We start from the raw sequence: 17,780 nt of genomic DNA, 5'->3' as shown, positions 1-17,780 counted from the left end.
ACGGGTCGGCTACGCGAACGCCGAGACTCTGCGCTCCCTCCTGCGCAGGGAGCGACGCCGTTCCTGACCTATCGCCATGCCTGTAGCCGGTGTCCTAGCGCTCGGTTGGAACCACCTCTCAGCACGTCGCGTCGACGCTCCTGCGTCGCCCCTGGACGACCCACTCGACACGCCCGCAGCACAGGCCATGTGACGTGCCCCGGCTTCGCGGACGGTCGGGTTGGGTGGCTGTGGTGTCGCTGCGTTCTCGTCGAGGGGGTCAGCAGACCCGATCAGGGTCGATTGGGATGAGCCGCGAAGGCGGTCAGCGCGGCCGAAGCCGGCCGGCGGGGTAGCGTCGGACACGTCGAGGTCTTTCGGATGGATGGCGTAGGAACCTCCATCGTCGGGAGACCTCGACGTCTATCTGCGGACCGACGCGCCCGGCCGACCTACACCGTCATCTGGGAAGAGCCTGTACTGGTCGCACGGAATGCTCAGGCTGGGGAGAAGCGGTAGAAGTATTTGGTGACGTAGAGTTCGTCGACGATGGTGGTGACCATCAGGATGAGGTCGGGGCCGTCGGTGAACAGGTTGCTGTTCATGTCGAGGTCGCTGTCGGAGTACTTGCTCACCCAGGTGCCGTCCACGAGTCGCTCCATGCGGAGGTATGGCGCCACGCTGCTGACGATGCGTCCGTCCTGGTCCTCGATCGAGTCGGTCAGGACGCCCTGCTCCTTCTCGGCGGAGGTCCAGGGGACCTTGGCGCCGCCTCGCATCGAGAAGTGGACCTCGCCGTCGGAGTCGGTGATCTCGAGCGTTTCGCCTCCGGCGGGGGAGATGGTTTCCGGGGTGTAGAGCGAACGGTCGCGGAAGATGATCGCGTAGCTGCCCGAGCGGTGTCCGGCGTCCTGTTCGGAGAAGCCGGTCAATTCCCACCGGCCGAGCAGCGCTGTCGGGTCAGTCGTCTGGGGAGCGGGCATTGCCAAGTCCTCTCAGTGGGGGTCGGGTCAGGGGGCCAGCGCGGCTCGAAGCTCCATGGAGTTGTCATCGTTGAAGCGCCAGGCCTCGGCTTCGTTGCCGAGGTGGTAGGTCACGGTTGCGGACTTCGCCTCGAGGTCGCACTGGATCACCCCTGCGACAGGTTCGCCGGGTTGGTCTTCCCGGTTGTCGAGCCAAGTGTTGTTGACTACCGCTTTTAGAATCCCAAACGTCTTGGGGTGGATGTCGCCGACGTTATCCTCACGCTGAGGCCCATCAGCGGCGGCAAGGAGTTTTATTGTGTTTGACTCGTAAAAGAGGATAAAGGCAGCGTGGTCTGCGGGATATTCGGCGAGAAAATAGCGGTCGTTGGCGAGTTTCTCGACAAGAGCTTCGACTGTTTCGTTATCAACTGTCAATGTGGTTGGCATTGCTGTATCACTTTATCTTTGATCGGCTAAACGTCTGGCCTGCCTCGTTTTTGAATCTCTCGGTTGTGGTTTCGGGGGGCCAAGTGAACTGTATCCAACGGTAACTTCTGATGCCCGAGAGCCATCCGGTGGGTGGCTCAAAACTATCTCACCTCGGACCACCGCCGAGGCTCGATCCTCCAGCCCGAGATCGAGTTCGTGCTGGTTAGCGTTGATTCGTTGGTTAGCAATCTCGATCAATGCCGCAAGCTCGCCGGGCGTGTGAGCCGAGCCGATGTGCGCGATCATCTGGCGCCGACCGCGGATCTTCTCCCAGATCTGCACGCCGATGGCCCCGGAGGCGGTCTTGGACTGCACCACGTACAGATCCACCACCTCCATACTCCGCTCGATTAGTGACCCGCGCGCCACATGCTCGAACTCGTGACCTGCAGCGATCCTAACGAATTGGCTAGAAACGACGTCAACTTGTGGAACTCAGGTATGACACGGGGTGATCCTCGCTGATGCCCTGCACCCGTTTGACGAATTCGTCGCCGGGCTGAACCTCGACCGCGTCGACACTCTCGTCGGCTCGTTCCTCAGCGTCGAGTGCGGTTTCGAGCACGGTCTTCGTCAACTGCCCGAGCAGTCCGTTCGGGCCCATCAGTTAGACGCCTTGTTCCTCGGCCTGGGCCAGTAGTTGCTGCGCCAACTCCAGCTGGTTCATCTCGTCCGCCATGGGCTCCAGTGTTTCCGTCATGGTCGATCCTTCCGCCAAGCTCGCTGCTCGGCGTGTCAGGCCGACCCGGATCACGTCAACACCGACATCCCGATCCGGTGACCGCAGAAACGAGCCTGCCCCGCACTCAGGCGGGGCAGGTTTCGATTTTCTCAACTTACGTGGAGCTAAGGGGACTCGAACCCCTGACCCCCACACTGCCAGTGTGGTGCGCTACCAGCTGCGCCATAGCCCCGTATTCGGTTGTACCGTTGCGCTCCGGTTGACCCCTTCGCGCTGAAAGAAAACTACACCATCGCGCTCGACGCCAACAAATCGGCTGGTAGACAGCGTGACTGTGGCGGGAGCACGCACCGTGCGCAGCTCCCGCCACCGCTCCGTCTATCCGACGAGTTCGGTCACCCAGTTCTCGTCGCCGAGGGCGTCGATAACGGTCCCCTCGTACACGACAGCCGGCGTGCCGGCCGCTCCGGTCGTCGCGAGCAGACGGCGTCCCGCCTCCGCGTCGGCCGAGGCCTGATCGATCCGGGCGCCGTCGGTGATGCACTGCGCGACGTCCTCGGAGGCACCCGCGTCGCGCGCCATCTGCGCGAGACCCGCGTTGTCGATGTCACCGTCGCCACCCTCGGCCGGTTGGTTGTCGGGCGACAGCAGGGCGTCGTGGAATGCGGAGAACGCGCGGGCATCGCCGCTCTCGGCGACGCACTGCGCCGCCGCCACCGCGCGGGTCGAGTAGTCGCCGCTGCTCGACGCCCGGTCGAGGAAAGCGAGCATCCGGTACCGGATCGCCAATTGGCCGTCGTCGATCGCCTGGGCGAGCTCCTGCGAGTGCTTGTGTTCGAGTTCGGCGCAGTAGGGGCACAGCGGGTCCTCGAACAGGTCGACGGTCCGTGGGGCGTCGGGGCGGCCCAGCAGGATTGCGCCGTCGTCCTCGATCGACACTTCCACCGCGCCGTTCTGCACGGAGCCGTAACCATCGTTGCGGGGATCGCCGCTGCCCGACGACCACAGGACACCACCGATGACGAGCGCACCGATCACCAGGATCGCGATGCCGCCGAGAATGTAGGTGACCCTGTTCGACGTCGGCTGCGGTGTGTACTTGCCGGATGAGACCTTCTTCGCGCTCACGGATGCTGCCCTCTACTGCTCGTCGGTGGGGAAGGACGATCTCACTCTGCCATCGACGGCTGAGGGGCCGCTGAGAGGGAAGCACATGAACCCGGACCGAGCGCGAACCAGGTGCGCGGCCGGACGACCAGCCATATCGACATCGCCAGGAAGCCGACGTCGCGGGCGATCTCGATCGCGTAGTCGCGGCCGTCGACGCCCTCGACCACACCTCCTCCCCCGAAGCAGCCGCAATCGATCGACAGGCCGCGCGCCCACGCCGAGGCGATCGCGGCGACGAGCGCGACCAGCCCCAAGGCGCTGACGAGCGCTGCGAAGCGCGTCGCGAGACCGACGAGCAGGACCAGGCCCAGGGCCAGTTCGAGAACGGGGAAGGCGGCGGCGAACGGCCGCACCCAGCCGGTGGGCAAAATCTGGTACGCCCGTACCGCCACGACGGTCTGCGTCGGATCCGAGAACTTCACCCAACCGGAGACGAGCCACACCGCCGCCAGACCGTATCGGGCGAGCGTGGAGACGAGACCGACCCACATGCCGGCGACGATACCGGGCGGTCGTCTCACCGCGCCGTGTCGTCGGTCACCTGTGTCGCCTGCTCGACGACCCGGGGGCGTCCGACGACGAACCACGGCAGCGTCGCCGCTAGCATGATCACACCCGTGACCGCGAAGGCCGTCGAGTAGGACAACCGGTCCGCGAGGAAGCCTGCGGCGACCGGACCGATCACCGCGCCGACATCGGCGACCATCTGGAAGGTCGCGAGCACCGGCCCGCCCCGGGCCTTGCTGCCCACGACGTCGGCGACGGCGGCCTGCTGCGAGGGATTCGACAGCCCGGACCCCATACCCGCCACGAACGAGGTGATGAGGAACCAGACGACGCTCTCGGTGAATCCCATGGCGATCGTGCTGACCCCGCACACCACCAGACCGGCCAGGACGAAGGGTCGCCGCCCGAACCGGTCGGACAGCTTGCCCGACTTGATGAGGACGAGTGCGTTGCCCACCGCGAAGGCGGTCAGCGCGACACCCGCGAACGCCTCACCCTCGTCGAGCGCCTCGACGACGAACAGAGGCACCATCGCCACGCGGACCCCGAACACCACCCAGCCGTTGGCGAAGTTCGATCCCAGCGCCGCGCGGTAGACCGGCGAGCGCAGCGCGTCGCGCAGGCGCATGACGGGCACGCCGTCCCCACTGTCGGGACGGGCGAGTTCCGACGAGCGCAGGCTGATCCCCACGACCGAGGCCGCGACGAGCAGCGCCACGGCGTAGATGAGAAAGGGTGCGCGCAGCCCCAGTCCGATAAGGGCACCGCCGAAGAGCGGGCCGAGGATGTTGCCCATGAGGAAGCTGGTCGCGTACAGGCCGGACACACGCCCGCGGGCGTCCGGGGGCGCGATCCGCACGAGCAGACCGAGCGCCGACACCGTGAACATCGTCGACCCGATGCCGCCGAGGGCCCGGAAGACGAGCAGCTGCCAGTAGCTCGCCGCGAATGCGCACGCGCCCGTCGACAGGGCGACGATGAGCAGGCCCGTGATGTAGACGGGCCGCTCCCCCAACTTCTGCACCAGCGACCCGCTCGCGGGTGCGAAGAGCAGTCGCATCGCCGCGAACGACGACACGACGACCGTCGCCGCCGTCACACCGACGTCGAAGCTTCGCGCGAATTGGGGCAGCGCGGGAGCGACGAGACCGAAGCCGAGCGCGATCACGAAACTCGCGACGACCAGAACCCAGATTTCCCGCGGCAAAGCCGCATCACGTGTCCGCATGATGCCCACGATGTTAGCGAGGCGCACGACCTCGCCCGGTCGCGCGGTGGGCGAGCGGGCTCAGGACAGGACGGACGAGACGAGTTCGCGTGCCGCCTGCTGGACCTCGGCGAGATGGTCGGGGCCGCGGAACGATTCGGCGTAGATCTTGTAGACGTCCTCGGTGCCGGACGGGCGGGCGGCGAACCACGCGTTCTCGGTGGTGACCTTCAGGCCACCGATCGCGGCACCGTTGCCGGGTGCCGCAGTGAGCGTCGCGGTGATCGGTTCGCCGGCGAGCTCGGTGGCGCCGACCTGCTCGGACGACAGTTTCGACAGCACCGCCTTCTGCTCGCGCGTCGCCGGGGCGTCCACGCGCGCGTAAGCGGGGTCGCCGTACCGATCGACGAGTTCGGCATAGTAGCGGGACGGGCTCTTCTCCGTCACCGCGGTGATCTCCGCCGCGAGCAGGGCGAGGACGATGCCGTCCTTGTCGGTCGTCCACACCGAGCCGTCGCGCCGGAGGAAGGACGCACCGGCGCTCTCCTCCCCGCCGAAGCCCAGCGAACCGTCGCTCAGCCCGGGAACGAACCACTTGAAGCCCACCGGCACCTCGAGCAGGTCGCGGCCGAGGCCGGCGGCGACCCGGTCGATCATCGACGAACTCACGAGCGTCTTGCCCACCTTGCTCGACTCCGCCCAACCGGGGCGATTGCGGAACAGGTAGTCGATCGCGACGGCGAGATAGTGGTTCGGATTGAGCAGACCGGCGTCGGGGGTGACGATGCCGTGCCGGTCGGCGTCGGCGTCGTTGCCGGTCGCGAGGTCGTATGCCTCGCGGTTGCCGATCAGCGATGCCATGGCGTTCGGCGACGAGCAGTCCATGCGGATCTTCCCGTCGGTGTCGAGCGTCATGAACCGCCAGGTGGCGTCGACGAGCGGATTGACGACGGTGAGGTCAAGGGCGTGCCGTTCGGCGATCTCGCCCCAGTAGTCGACGCTCGCACCGCCCATCGGGTCGGCGCCGATCCGTACCCCGGCAGCACGGACGACGTCGAGATCGACGATGTTCGGCAGATCGTCGATGTAGGCGGCGAGGAAGTCGTGTCGTCCGGCGGACGCGAGCGCCGACGAGAGCGGCACCCGCTTCACCCCGTCGAGTCCGGCGGCGAGCAGTTCGTTGGCGCGAGCGGCGATGATCGACGTCGCGTCGCTGTCGGCCGGACCACCCGATGGGGGGTTGTACTTGAAGCCACCGTCGCGCGGAGGATTGTGTGAGGGGGTGACGACGATCCCGTCGGCGCGGGCACCGGAGCCGGAATTGTGCTGCAGGATCGCGTGACTGACGGCCGGAGTCGGGGTGTAGCGGTCGCGGGAGTCGACGACCACTTCGACGCCGTTCGCGACGAGCACTTCGAGCGCGCTCGCCCAGGCCGGTTCGGACAGGGCGTGCGTGTCGCGGCCGAAGAACAGCGGGCCCGAAGTGCCCTGCTGGGCGCGGTATTCGACGATGGCCTGGGTGGTCGCGAGGATGTGGGCTTCGTTGAACGCACCGTCGAGGCTCGAGCCGCGATGACCGGACGTGCCGAAAGCCACCTGCTGCGAGGCGTTCTCGGGATCCGGTTGCACGGTGTAGTAGGCGGTGACAAGGTGTGCGAGATCTTCGAGATCCGCCGCGGTGGCCGGCTGTCCCGCTCGTTCGTGCGCCATGTGCTCTCCTCGTCGATGGTGGTGTTCTCATCTTGCCGCCGATCCGCGGCACGCGCGGGATGAGTACCCCGATCCGCGCGTCGGTACGGATACTGACGAAAAGGTCATCACGGCCATGGGACCAAAGTTTCTGACCCGAAAGTAGTATTGGCGTTCACAATTAGGTGGCTAACTTCAGTGAACGAAATGAAGACGATGCCGGGGAGGACATTTCTTCGTTTCGCTCTCGCTGTTTCGGCGCCGTCTCCGACGTCTCCGGGACCGACAGCGACCGTGCCCGTCGTCGAGAACACTCACACTCTGAGTCTCGACGGCGGGCACTGCCGTTTCCCGAGACTGCCGATCAGGCTCACCCGGACAACAAGAAACCCGGGTAGGTGATCGATGGTCGATCACCTACCCGGGTCGATGGTGGAGCTGCCGGGAATCGAACCCGGGTCCTCCGCCGCCTCGCGAGGGCTTCTCCGTGTGCAGTTCGCTATGTCTCTACTCGGATCTCCCGTTCTCGCGAACAAGACGAGATGACGATCCCAGTCGCTGTTTGTTGTCCCGCACGTCTCCGCGACCGAGCCGTACGGTAGAGCTCTCTAGTCGATGCCAGGATCCGGGTCGAGAGCAAACCCGGGCTGACAGAGACGCGCTCGCTTAGGCAGCGAGGGCGTACTCGCGCTGAGTGGACTCGGCGCTTAATTGGTTGCAGCGACGCTTACGGTGGTCTCTTGCCTGCACCGACACGCTTCCCCTTGCTCAACGTACGCAGTCGAAACCGTTCAGCCCCGTACGCGCCTGCGACCTTCGCAGGACTACCTACTGTAACGACCCGAAGGCCCGATGTCATTCCCATTTTCGAAAACGATTCGTTGCCGGGTGATGAGCCTACTCACACCGCCGCTCACCGGCAACGGAACCGGGTCGGGGTGACCCGAGTCCGGCGTCGCCGGGTGTCACCCGTAGCGCTCCGTCCGGTGACGCGCTTTCCACGATGCCGGTTCCAGCGCCTCCAGGATTCGTGTTCTTCCCACCCCACCCCGGATCAGCCGGGCAGGCTGACGAGTGCGACGGCCAGTCCGGCTGCGAGCAGGCCGAGCACTTTCACCCGGCTCACGCGCTCTCCGAGCACGATGACGGCGAGTAGCACCGTCACCGCCGGATACAGCGCCGCGATCACGCTCACCAGCGACAGCAGGCCGTGCTGGTAGGCGAACAGCAGTGCACCGTTCGCGATCACGTCGATCACGCCGATCCCGATCAGGATCGGCAGGAGCGACCGGATCGGCCACACCACGGTGCGCCACGAGAAGGCGATCACCAGCCAGACCACGAGGGTGGCGGTCGCGCGGGAGGCGGCGAGCGGCCACAGGCCGGTGCCGGTGCCGACCTGACCGAGGCCGATGAACGACAACGCGAAGGCGATACCCGATCCGACCGTCCACCACGCGATCCTCGACGTGAAGCGCGGGTGTCCGACACCGGTGACGGTCTCGTCGGATTCGCGGCTGACCAGCCCCACCGCGATCACCGCGACGACGATGCCGAGATAGGCGAGCAGACCGGGCCGGTCCCCCGTCGCGATCCCGAACAGCACGGGGATTCCGGCCACGACGACAGCGGTGACCGGTGAGACGACCGACATCGGCCCGTTCGCCAGTGCGAGGTAGAACCACCAGACGGCGATGCCGCCGGCCACGCCCGCTGCGGCACCCCACGCGAGGGACGCCGCGGTGAGGTCGCCGCCGACGATCGACGCGGCGATCAGGGACACGACGAGCGAAGCCGGGTAGGTGACGGCGACGACGCCGAGTGCGCTCGCGCGACGGGAGGCGGCACCCCCGGCGAAATCGCTGAGGCCGTACCCGACCGCCGCGAGAAGCGCAAGCGCGACCGCGATCAGCGGCTCATGCCCTTCACTCGCCGGCCGAGCTCGCGGGTCACCTCACGTTCGGCGGTCCGGCGGGCGAGATCCTGACGCTTGTCGTAGTCCTGCTTGCCCTTGGCGAGCGCGAGCTCGACCTTGACCTTGCCGTCGGAGAAGTACATCGACAGCGGCACGAGGGTCTGGTTGCCCTCCCGGGTCTTGCCGACGAGCGCGTCGATCTCGCGACGGTGCAGCAGCAGCTTGCGGGTGCGGCGCGGAGCGTGGTTGGTCCACGTGCCGTGCCCGTATTCCGGAATGTGCAGACCCCGCAACCACACCTCGCCGTCGTCGACGGTCGCGAATGCGTCCACCAGGGAGGCCTTTCCCTCCCGCAGGCTCTTGACCTCGGTACCGACGAGGGCGATGCCCGCCTCGTAGGTGTCGAGGATGGTGTAGTTGTGGCGCGCCTTCCGGTTGGTCGCGATGACCTTCCGGCCCTTTTCCTTCACGTGCAGGCCTTTCCGGTCCACGATCGATCGAACAGAACACCGTCCAGCATAGGAACCTCGCACGACACCTTATTCACGCACGTACAGACGCAAGGTCACATACGAGGTGAGAGCGGCCATTCCCACGCCCACGAGGACCAGGAACGGCGAGACCAGAAGGATGTCGCTGTCGGTGATGCGGGCGACGATGTTCGCGTCGTAGACCTCGGTGAGCATGTCGTCGACGAACATACTCTTGGCGACGAAGAGTCCGCCGATGGCGAGTGCGGCACCCACGATCGCGGCGATCACCGCTTCGAGGAGGAAGGGCAGCTGCGTGTACCAGCGGGTCGCGCCGACCAGCCGCATGATGCCGACCTCGGTGCGGCGGGTGAAGGCCGCGATCTGCACCATGTTCGCGATCAGAAGCACGGCCGCGATCGCCTGGATCGTGGCGATGGCGAACGCGCCGTTGCGGATGCCGCCGAGCACGCCGAACAGACGCTCGACGAGATCCTGCTGGTTGAGCACGCTGTCGACGCCGGGCCGGGTACCGAAATCGTCCTGGATCGCCGCGAATCGATCCGGATCGGACATCTTGATCTTGAAGGAGGCAGGGAAGCTGTCGGCACTCACGAGTTCGGCGAGTTCGGGCTGATCGGCGAAGACACGATCGGTGGCGTCGAGGACGGCGTCGTCGCGGCTCAGGTACTGGACCGACACCACGTCGTCGGTGCTCTCGAGGTCGCTGCGCAGGGTGGAGCAGAGATCCTGCTCGCACTCCGGATCGAGCGAGGAGATGTCCTCGGTCAGGAACACCTGCACCTCGACCCGGTCGAGGAAGATCCGTTCCGTCTTGCCCGCCATCTGGACCACGAGCAGCCCCGCACCGAACAGCGCGAGGGAGATCGCCGTGGTGAGGATCATCGCGATGGTCATGGTGAGGTTGCGGCGCAGGCCGGTGGTGACCTCGCTGAACAGGAAGCTGGCACGCATCGGGTGGGATTCCTTCGGTTGCCTGGTGGGGATGCTCGGGTGACGGGATCTAGCGGCCGACGCCGTAGACGCCGCGTGCCTCGTCGCGCACGACGCGTCCGAGATCGAGTTCGACGACCCGTCGCCGCATCGAGTCGACGATGTGGTGGTCGTGGGTCGCCATGAGCACCGTCGTGCCCGTGCGGTTGATGCGTTCGAGCAACAGCATGATGTCCTGGCTGGTCTCGGGGTCGAGGTTGCCGGTCGGTTCGTCGGCCATCAGCACGAGCGGCCGGTTGACGAACGCACGCGCGATCGCGACACGCTGCTGTTCGCCGCCGGACAGTTCGGCGGGCAACCGGTCGGCTTTGCCGGACAGTCCCACCAGCTCGAGAACCTCCGGCACCGTCCGTTCGATCACTCCGCGCGGCTTACCGATCACCTCGAGAGCGAACGAGATATTCTCGGCGACCGTCTTGCGCTGGAGCAACCGGAAGTCCTGGAAGACGCATCCGAGATTCTGGCGCAGCTTCGGTACGCGACGCGCCGGCAGCCGGTTGACGTGGAAATCGGCCACGTGGATGTCGCCGGTGGTGGGCTTCTCCTCTCGCAGGAGCAGCCGGAGGAAGGTCGACTTCCCGGATCCGGAGGGACCGATGAGAAAGACGAACTCGCCCTTCTCGACGTGCACCGAGACCCCTTCGAGCGCGGGACGCGTGGACGTCTTGTAGGACTTGGACACATTCTCCAGCCGGATCACGTGGACATGCTAACCGTTACCGGACGGTGACCTACGGCACCGGCTCGTCGGTGCTCTACGACGACGGAGCGTCGGTGTCCTCGGTCACCGTCGGATCCTGCTGGTCGTTCAGTCCGGGGATCGTGGGCAGGTCGAACGGGAACTGCCTGTTCGTCGTGGTGGGGGGCGCAGTCGTCGTGGCATCCTGCGGCGGCGTCCCGCCCTGTTCCCTGCCCGGCACGCCGGTCGCCGTCGTCGGCGGGAAGGTCGACGAGGTCGTCGGCGGATAGGGCGTGTCGGTGGTCTCCGGCACGGACTTCTCCTGCGGGGCCGTGGTCGCCGGCGGCACGTACGGCACGTAGGGCGTCTCGGAGATGATCACGGCGGTCGACGGCGCATCGGGGGTGTCCTCGGGCGGGTTGAGGAACAGGTAGGTCACCCACAGCGCAAGCCACAGGGTGCACAACGCGAAGGTCGTGGTCCTGATCCGCCCACCGAGGAGGTGCGACGGGATGCGCCTGCGGTGCTTCTCCTCCGGCTCGGTGGCCGCGCCCCCACCCGACGTCCCTCCACCCGGTGTCACTGTGCCTCCACTCGATCGACCACGCTGGCGGTGTCGAGCTGGGGCGTGACGGTGATGCCCTGTTCACGCAGTGCTCGCGCGATCCGCGCACGCAGCAGACGGCCCACCTGGAACTGCTTGCCGGGCAGCGTGCGCGCGACCATGCGGACGCTGAGCTGATCCACCTCGAGGCTCTCGACACCCATCACACTCGGTTCGTCGAGCAACAGCTCCCGCAGGCGGGGTTCCTTGTATGCGGCGACACCCAGTTCGCGCAGCATCTCGGTGACGTCGGCGATGTCGGCGGTCACCGGGATCGGCACGTCCACCACGGCGCGCGCCCAGTCCTTCGACAGGTTGACGGCCTTGTTGATCTGCCCGTTGGGGACGGTGATGACCTCACCCGCCGTGCTACGCACCCGGGTGACGCGCAACGTGACGTCCTCGACGGTGCCGATCGCGTCCTCGGACGCACCGGTCACGGAGATCTGCACGGTGTCGCCGAAGCCGTACTGCCGTTCGGTGATGATGAAGAACCCCGCGAGGATGTCCTGCACGATGCGCTGGGCACCGAAGCCGAGCGCCGCGCCGAGCACGGTCGCCGGCGCGACCAGGCTGCCGATGGGCAGCTGCAGATAGTCGAACACCTTCAGGGTCGCAACGATGTACACGAACGAGATCGCCATCCACGTGACCACCTGGGCGACCGAATGGCGATGCTTCGTCGCCTCGGACCGCACGAGGTCGTCGGACTGCGTGTAGCGCTCGTCGATGCGGCGCGTGATGCGGCTGCCGATCCAGGAGACGAACCGGGCGATCAGAACCGCACCCAGAATCGTGAGTGCGATCAGCAGCCCGCTCGTCGACAACCAGTCGAGCAGTCTAGCTCCGGGAAGAAACGGCACAGGCCCCTCTCCTGTTTCCGATCACGATTTCTGCTCTTCTCGCATACGCCAGCGGATGCCCGATTCGAGGAATCCGTCGATGTCGCCGTCGAGCACCGCCGAGGGGTTGTTGACCTCGTACTCGGTGCGCAGGTCCTTGACCATCTGGTAGGGATGCAGCACGTACGAGCGCATCTGGTTGCCCCACGAACTGCCGCCGTCGCCCTTGAGCGCATCCATCTCGGCGCGCTCCTCCTGGCGCTTGCGCTCGAGGAGCTTGGCCTGCAGGACACGCATGGCCGCGACCTTGTTCTGCAACTGCGACTTCTCGTTCTGACAGGTGACGACGATGCCGGTCGGGATATGCGTCAGGCGCACGGCGGAGTCGGTGGTGTTGACCGACTGGCCTCCCGGGCCGGACGAGCGGTAGACGTCGACGCGGACGTCGTTCTCGTCGATGTCGATGTGGTCGGTGGTCTCGACGACGGGCAGCACCTCGACCTCGGCGAAGGAGGTCTGGCGGCGGCCCTGGTTGTCGAACGGGCTGATGCGGACGAGACGGTGCGTGCCCATCTCGACCGACAGGGTCCCGTAGGTGTAGGGCGCCTTGACGGCGAAGGTGGCGGACTTGATGCCGGCCTCTTCCGCGTAGGAGGTGTCGTAGACCTCGACGCCGTAGCCGTGCTTGTCGGCCCAGCGGATGTACATACGCATGAGCATCTCGGCCCAGTCGGCGGCGTCGACGCCACCGGCGCCCGCGCGGATGTTGACGAGCGCGTCGCGCTGGTCGTACTCGCCGGACAGCAGCGTGCGCACCTCCATCGCCTCGATGTCGGCGCGCAGGCTCTCGCGTTCGGCCTCGGCGTCGGCCAGGGCGGCGGTGCGGGCCTCGCCCTCCTCGCCCTCGGCGAGCTCGTACAGAACCGGGAGATCCTCGAGCCGCTGGCGCAGGCCCTCGACCCGGCGCAGCTCACCCTGTGCGTGCGACAGTTCGCTGGTGACCTTCTGGGCGTGGTCCTGGTCGTTCCACAGCTCGGGGTCGGCGGCCTGGTGTTCGAGTTCGTCGATGCGCCGTCGCAGCTCCTCGACGTCGAGGACCGACTCCACGGTGCGGAGGGTCGTGTCGAGCTCGGTCAGGGCTGCGGAAACATCGGGATGCACGATTCAACAGGTTACCGGAGCGACGAACCGGCCCGCCGTGGGCAGCGATCGACACGGCAGGGCCCGGTCGGGTCGAGCACCGCGCCGACCCCGGAGTGGACGGCAAGCTGCTCGGCCCCGGACGACGGCGGCTAGCGTTTCCGCCATGACCACCGACTACACCGCCGACCTGGACCTCGCACTCCGACTCGCCGACGCGTCCGACGCCATCACCCGCGACCGCTTCGGTGCGCTGGACCTGAAGGTGGACGACAAGCCGGACCTGAGTCCGGTCTCCGACGCCGACCTCGCCGTCGAGCGCGCCATCCGCGAGATGCTCGGCGAGCAGCGACCGGACGACGCGGTGCTCGGCGAGGAGTTCGGTGGCGACGCGGTCTTCCGCGGGCGGCAGTGGGTCGTCGATCCGATCGACGGCACGAAGAACTTCGTGCGTGGCGTACCGGTCTGGGCGAGCCTGATCTCGCTCCTCGAGGACGGTGTGCCCGTCGTGGGCGTGGTCAGCGCCCCGGCACTGAACCGTCGGTGGTGGGCGGCCGCGGACGGCGGCGCCTGGGTGTCGCACGACGGTGCCGAGCCCCGGCGCATCTCGGTGTCGGAGGTGACCGACCTCGCGTCGGCGTCGCTGAGCTTCTCGAGCCTGAGCGGCTGGCACGAGCGTGGCATCCGTGATCGTTTCGTCGCCCTGACCGACGACGTGTGGCGGGTGCGCGCCTACGGCGACTTCTTCTCCTACTGCCTGCTCGCCGAGGGCGCCCTCGAGATCGCGCTCGAACCCGAGGTTTCGCTGTGGGATCTGGCCGCGCTCGACGTGCTGGTGCGCGAGGCAGGTGGACGGTTCACGAACCTCGAGGGTGCGGACGGTCCGCACGGCGGCAGTGCGGTCGCGACCAACGGCACGCTGCACGACGAGGTGCTCGGTCGACTGAAGTGAGTGGCCGGCCCCACGCACGGATGGTCACGCGGGGGGGCCGGGTTCGTCAGCGGACCGGGAGATGCACAGCGGTCTCGAGGTCGGCTTCGTCCGTGACGCCCGGATCATCGAGATAGACGTTGAAGTGGTGGGTGGCCACGTCGTCGTCGACCCGGGCCGCGGACAGGCCGTGTTCGGTCAGGAATTCGGCGATCGCCTCGTGGGCCCGCGGGATCGATTCGGCGTACGGCCCGGTCACGGTGGCGACGACCGCCCGGCGTGAGGGGAACTCGTGGACCGTCAGCGGCTCGCGGGCCGTGGTTCCCGGCGCCACCGGCAGGAACACCGATTCGTCGACGTCCGACTCACGGAACTCGCCGTCGTGTTCGATGCATCCGCCGGGTCCGGTCGGGACGATGCCCTGCTCCTGCAGGGCGGGCATGAAGCGTTGCCACAGTTCACCTTCGGCCCAGTAGTCGGCGACGGTGCCGCGGAGGCAGACGTAGGTCTGCGGCGGAATCTCGCGCGGCATCGGCGGTCTGCTCGGGGAGGTATCGGCGGTAACCGCTGACCTCGTCGACCACGGCGGGGATCAGCACTCCCTGCGAGTCGAAGTGCCGCAGCATCCGCACGCTGATCCGGGTCAGGGACGAGAACTCTCCGATGGACATCAACCTGGTGGTGTCGGCCATGGCGCCGAGTCTGCGACCTCACACGGTGTGAGAGTCAACTCGTGCTCGCGACACAGCGGACGATGCTGGGCGACACGCGTCCACCGCGGAACTTACTGCGCGGTAGACAGTGACCTTACTCAGAAGTAAGATCGGGAGTGTCCGCTGCCGCATCGAGAGACTTCTGGTGATCATGAGCAAGCAAGACAGCGTGGGCCGCCACACGCCTCGCGACACGTCCGCCGTCGGCCTCAATCCGATCAAACGCGACGCCATAGGTGCTGCCATGCGCGTGCTCACCCGGATCACGGGTTCCGAACTGGCCGACCGGTACAAGATCCGCGAGACGATCGACCGGATCACGTACCAGTCCACGAAAACCGGCTTCAAGACCCTCGGCGCCGCCACGCGCACCTTCAAGAAGATGTCCGGCGGCGCGAGCGGCCCGCAGCGTCTCACCACCGCGAAGAACGCCGACTTCTTCGATCTCACCCCGACCGACGATCAGCAGATGATCACGGAGACGGTGCGTGAGTTCGCCGCCGAGATCCTGCGCCCCGCCGCGCACGACGCCGACGAGGCCGCCGCGGCCCCGGCCGATCTGCTCGCGCGCGCAGCCGAACTCGGCATCACCATGGTCAACGTACCCGAGGCGTTCGACGGCGCCGCCGACGAGCGCGGCGTGGTCACCAACGTGCTGGTCGCCGAGGCCCTCGCGCACGGCGACATGGGCCTGGCCCTGCCGATCCTCGCGCCGAGCGGTGTGGCCGTGGCGCTCACACAGTGGGGCACCGAGGACCAACAGAAGACCTACCTGCCGGCCTTCGCCGGCGACGATGTCCCCCAGGCGTCGGTCGTCGTCGCCGAGCCGCGCGCCCTGTTCGATCCCTTCGCGTTGCAGACCAAGGCGGTGCGCTCCCCCAGCGGCTACCGGCTCAACGGCGTGAAGTCGTTCGTCCCGGCGGCGGGCAGCGCCGAACTGTTCGTCGTGGCAGCCGAACTCGACGGTAAGCCGTCCCTCTTCCTCGTCGAGGCGAAGAGCAAGGGCGTCGTGATCGAGGCCGATCCGGGCATGGGCCTGCGCGCCGCCGGACTGGGCCGCCTTCTGCTCGAGGACGTCGCGGTGCCGGAATCGGCACGTCTCGGCGACGACGACGCCGACGTCCGCGCCGAGCAGTACGCCGACGCCGTGCGCCTGTCGCGCCTGGGCTGGGCAGCTCTGGCGATGGGCACCGGTCAGGCCGTGCTCGACTACGTGGTCCCCTACGTCAACGAGCGCGAGGCGTTCGGCGAGCCCATCAGCCACCGGCAGGCGGTAGCGTTCATGGTGGCCAACATCAAGATCGAGCTCGACGGTCTACGTCTGGCCACCCTGCGCGGTGCGTCGCGGGCCGAGCAGGGCCTGTCGTTCGCTCGCGAGGCGGCCCTGGCCCGCAAGCTCGCCACCGACAAGGGCATGCAGTTCGGCCTCGACGGCGTCCAGCTGCTCGGCGGCCACGGCTACACCAAGGAACACCCCGTCGAACGTTGGTACCGCGACCTGCGAGCAATCGGAGTCGCCGAGGGCGTCGTCCTCGTCTGATCGGCCCGACCCGAACAAGGAACCTGTGATGATCAATCTCGAACTTCCCCGGAAGCTCAAGGCTTCCGCGAACCAGGCCCATCAGGTCGCCGCGCAGATTTTCCGGCCGATCTCCCGCAAGTACGACCTCGCCGAGCACGAGTACCCCGTCGAACTCGACACCATGGCCGCGATGGTCGAAGGGCTCAACGACTCCGGCCAGGGCGCGGCGGGTGCCGCGCTCGGCCGCGACAGCAAGGCCAAGCAGGACGGCCCCGCCGGAAATGCCAACGGCGGCAACATGGCCGGACTCCTCAATGTCATCGAGACGTGCTGGGGCGACGTCGGCCTGACCCTGTCGATCCCCTACCAGGGCCTGGGCAATTCCGCGATCGCCGCGGTGGCCACCGACGAGCAGCTCGAACGCTTCGGCAAGGTGTGGGCCTCCATGGCAATCACCGAGCCCGGTTTCGGATCCGATTCGGCGGCCGTGACGACCACGGCCGTGCTCGACGGCGACGAGTGGGTCCTCAACGGCGAGAAGATCTTCGTCACCGCCGGTGAGCGTTCCACGCACATCGTCGTGTGGGCGTCCGTCGACAGGTCGAAGGGCCGCGCCGCGATCAAGTCGTTCGTCGTGCCGCGCGAGGCTCCCGGACTCTCGGTCGCGCGTCTCGAGAAGAAGCTCGGCATCAAGGCATCCGACACCGCGGTGCTCGTGCTCGACAACTGCCGCATCCCGAAGGACAACATCCTCGGCTCCCCGGAGGTGAACACCGAGAAGGGGTTCGCCGGGGTCATGCAGACCTTCGACAACACGCGTCCGATCGTGGCCGGCATGGCCGTGGGTCTCGGTCGTGCGGTACTCGAGGAACTGCGCACGATCCTGAAGGAGGCGGGCGTCGAGGTCTCCTACGACATCCCCGCGAACAACCAGCATGCCGCGGCCGCCGAGTTCCTCGCGCTCGAGGCCGACTGGGAGGCTGCCTACCTGCTCGCGCTGCGCGCGACGTGGATGGCCGACAACAAGACGCCCAACTCCCTCGAGGCGTCGGTGTCGAAGGCGAAGGCCGGCCGCACCGGCACCGCGGTCTCGCTCAAGGCCGTCGAACTCGCCGGAACCTACGGGTATTCGCAGCGGCCGCTGCTCGAGAAGTGGGCACGCGATTCCAAGATTCTCGACATCTTCGAGGGCACCCAGCAGATCCAGCAGCTCATCGTCGCTCGGCGGGTGCTCGGAAAGTCGTCCTCCGAACTGAAATAGC

Annotated in this window: 18 protein-coding genes, 1 tRNA gene, 1 other RNA gene and 2 pseudogenes; 3 read left to right on the top strand and 19 right to left on the bottom strand. The window is 67.0% G+C overall.

The genetic code is table 11. From position 1 onward, the window contains the following. Nucleotides 1-476: 476 nt before the first annotated feature. The 17 genes and pseudogenes from ACQR3U_RS15635 to prfB form a co-directional block, all read right to left on the bottom strand. The gene (locus tag ACQR3U_RS15635) at nt 477-962 is read right to left on the bottom strand and encodes a hypothetical protein (RefSeq protein ID WP_033097161.1); all 486 of its coding nucleotides are present in this window, start codon (nt 960-962) and stop codon (nt 477-479) included. A 27-nt stretch (nt 963-989) separates the two neighbouring features. Further along, nucleotides 990-1,391, bottom strand: a complete 402-nt coding sequence (locus ACQR3U_RS15630) for a hypothetical protein (RefSeq protein ID WP_230810796.1) — start codon at nt 1,389-1,391, stop codon at nt 990-992. A 156-nt stretch (nt 1,392-1,547) separates the two neighbouring features. Continuing rightward, nucleotides 1,548-1,751: pseudogene (locus ACQR3U_RS15625) on the bottom strand (IS1634 family transposase); the annotation flags it as partial. A gap of 220 nt (nt 1,752-1,971) precedes the next feature. Beyond that, nucleotides 1,972-2,112, bottom strand: a pseudogene (locus ACQR3U_RS15620) (IS256 family transposase); the annotation flags it as partial. 162 nt (nt 2,113-2,274) lie between these two features. Beyond that, nucleotides 2,275-2,347: transfer RNA gene (locus tag ACQR3U_RS15615), tRNA-Ala, on the bottom strand. Between the two features lie 146 nt (nt 2,348-2,493). Beyond that, the gene (locus ACQR3U_RS15610; RefSeq protein ID WP_006550359.1) at nt 2,494-3,243 is read right to left on the bottom strand and encodes a DsbA family protein; all 750 of its coding nucleotides are present in this window, start codon (nt 3,241-3,243) and stop codon (nt 2,494-2,496) included. A 41-nt stretch (nt 3,244-3,284) separates the two neighbouring features. Further along, nucleotides 3,285-3,776, bottom strand: a complete 492-nt coding sequence (locus ACQR3U_RS15605) for a MauE/DoxX family redox-associated membrane protein (RefSeq protein WP_024101455.1) — start codon at nt 3,774-3,776, stop codon at nt 3,285-3,287. 26 nt (nt 3,777-3,802) lie between these two features. Continuing rightward, nucleotides 3,803-5,020: an MFS transporter gene (locus tag ACQR3U_RS15600; RefSeq protein WP_033097228.1), complete on the bottom strand. Its 1,218-nt coding sequence runs from the start codon at nt 5,018-5,020 to the stop codon at nt 3,803-3,805. 60 nt (nt 5,021-5,080) lie between these two features. Continuing rightward, nucleotides 5,081-6,709 (bottom strand): phosphoglucomutase (alpha-D-glucose-1,6-bisphosphate-dependent), encoded by a 1,629-nt coding sequence (pgm, locus tag ACQR3U_RS15595; protein ID WP_230810797.1) that lies wholly within the window; start codon nt 6,707-6,709, stop codon nt 5,081-5,083. Between the two features lie 409 nt (nt 6,710-7,118). Next, nucleotides 7,119-7,487: a transfer-messenger RNA gene (ssrA, locus tag ACQR3U_RS15590) on the bottom strand. Nucleotides 7,488-7,742: 255 nt separating this feature from the next. Further along, nucleotides 7,743-8,600, bottom strand: coding sequence for a DMT family transporter (locus ACQR3U_RS15585; protein ID WP_230810832.1), 858 nt, complete (start codon nt 8,598-8,600; stop codon nt 7,743-7,745). Continuing rightward, nucleotides 8,597-9,073, bottom strand: coding sequence for an SsrA-binding protein SmpB (smpB, locus tag ACQR3U_RS15580; RefSeq protein WP_024101458.1), 477 nt, complete (start codon nt 9,071-9,073; stop codon nt 8,597-8,599). The genes ACQR3U_RS15585 and smpB overlap by 4 nt, the downstream gene beginning before the upstream one ends. Before the next feature lie 69 nt (nt 9,074-9,142). Then, a complete protein-coding gene (ftsX, locus tag ACQR3U_RS15575; RefSeq protein ID WP_006550352.1) occupies nt 9,143-10,048 on the bottom strand; it encodes a permease-like cell division protein FtsX in 906 nt (301 codons plus the stop codon). 49 nt (nt 10,049-10,097) lie between these two features. Continuing rightward, nucleotides 10,098-10,787, bottom strand: a complete 690-nt coding sequence (ftsE, locus tag ACQR3U_RS15570; RefSeq protein WP_033097116.1) for a cell division ATP-binding protein FtsE — start codon at nt 10,785-10,787, stop codon at nt 10,098-10,100. A gap of 55 nt (nt 10,788-10,842) precedes the next feature. After that, entirely contained in the window at nt 10,843-11,349 is a 507-nt protein-coding gene (locus ACQR3U_RS15565) for a hypothetical protein (protein ID WP_019288450.1), read from the bottom strand. Beyond that, nucleotides 11,346-12,233, bottom strand: coding sequence for a mechanosensitive ion channel family protein (locus ACQR3U_RS15560; RefSeq protein ID WP_024101460.1), 888 nt, complete (start codon nt 12,231-12,233; stop codon nt 11,346-11,348). Before ACQR3U_RS15560 ends, ACQR3U_RS15565 begins: the two co-directional genes overlap by 4 nt. 21 nt (nt 12,234-12,254) lie before the next feature. Then, nucleotides 12,255-13,373 (bottom strand): peptide chain release factor 2, encoded by a 1,119-nt coding sequence (prfB, locus tag ACQR3U_RS15555; protein ID WP_006550345.1) that lies wholly within the window; start codon nt 13,371-13,373, stop codon nt 12,255-12,257. A 145-nt stretch (nt 13,374-13,518) separates the two neighbouring features. On the opposite strand from prfB, the gene hisN reads away from it, so the two are divergent. Beyond that, complete coding sequence (gene hisN, locus ACQR3U_RS15550) at nt 13,519-14,304, top strand: histidinol-phosphatase (RefSeq protein ID WP_006550344.1); 786 nt, start codon at nt 13,519-13,521, stop codon at nt 14,302-14,304. Nucleotides 14,305-14,350: 46 nt separating this feature from the next. On the opposite strand, the gene ACQR3U_RS15545 is transcribed toward hisN, so the two are convergent. Together ACQR3U_RS15545 and ACQR3U_RS15540 are read right to left on the bottom strand one after the other, a co-directional pair. Continuing rightward, a complete protein-coding gene (locus ACQR3U_RS15545) occupies nt 14,351-14,815 on the bottom strand; it encodes a GyrI-like domain-containing protein (protein WP_230810798.1) in 465 nt (154 codons plus the stop codon). After that, nucleotides 14,742-14,975, bottom strand: a complete 234-nt coding sequence (locus tag ACQR3U_RS15540) for a MerR family DNA-binding transcriptional regulator (RefSeq protein WP_230810799.1) — start codon at nt 14,973-14,975, stop codon at nt 14,742-14,744. Before ACQR3U_RS15540 ends, ACQR3U_RS15545 begins: the two co-directional genes overlap by 74 nt. Before the next feature lie 166 nt (nt 14,976-15,141). On the opposite strand from ACQR3U_RS15540, the gene ACQR3U_RS15535 reads away from it, so the two are divergent. Together ACQR3U_RS15535 and ACQR3U_RS15530 are read left to right on the top strand one after the other, a co-directional pair. Beyond that, on the top strand, nt 15,142-16,536 hold the full coding sequence (locus tag ACQR3U_RS15535; protein WP_230810800.1) for an acyl-CoA dehydrogenase family protein: 1,395 nt from the start codon (nt 15,142-15,144) through the stop codon (nt 16,534-16,536). Nucleotides 16,537-16,564: 28 nt separating this feature from the next. Beyond that, nucleotides 16,565-17,779: an acyl-CoA dehydrogenase family protein gene (locus tag ACQR3U_RS15530; protein WP_230810801.1), complete on the top strand. Its 1,215-nt coding sequence runs from the start codon at nt 16,565-16,567 to the stop codon at nt 17,777-17,779. Nucleotide 17,780 lies beyond the last annotated feature (1 nt).

The organism is Rhodococcus sp. IEGM1339 (genome assembly GCF_050321925.1).
GTDB classification, from domain to species: Bacteria; Actinomycetota; Actinomycetes; order Mycobacteriales; family Mycobacteriaceae; genus Rhodococcus; species Rhodococcus pyridinivorans.
The sequence above is the reverse complement of the archived record's forward strand: the minus strand, read 5'-3'. Positions and strand labels throughout refer to the sequence as shown.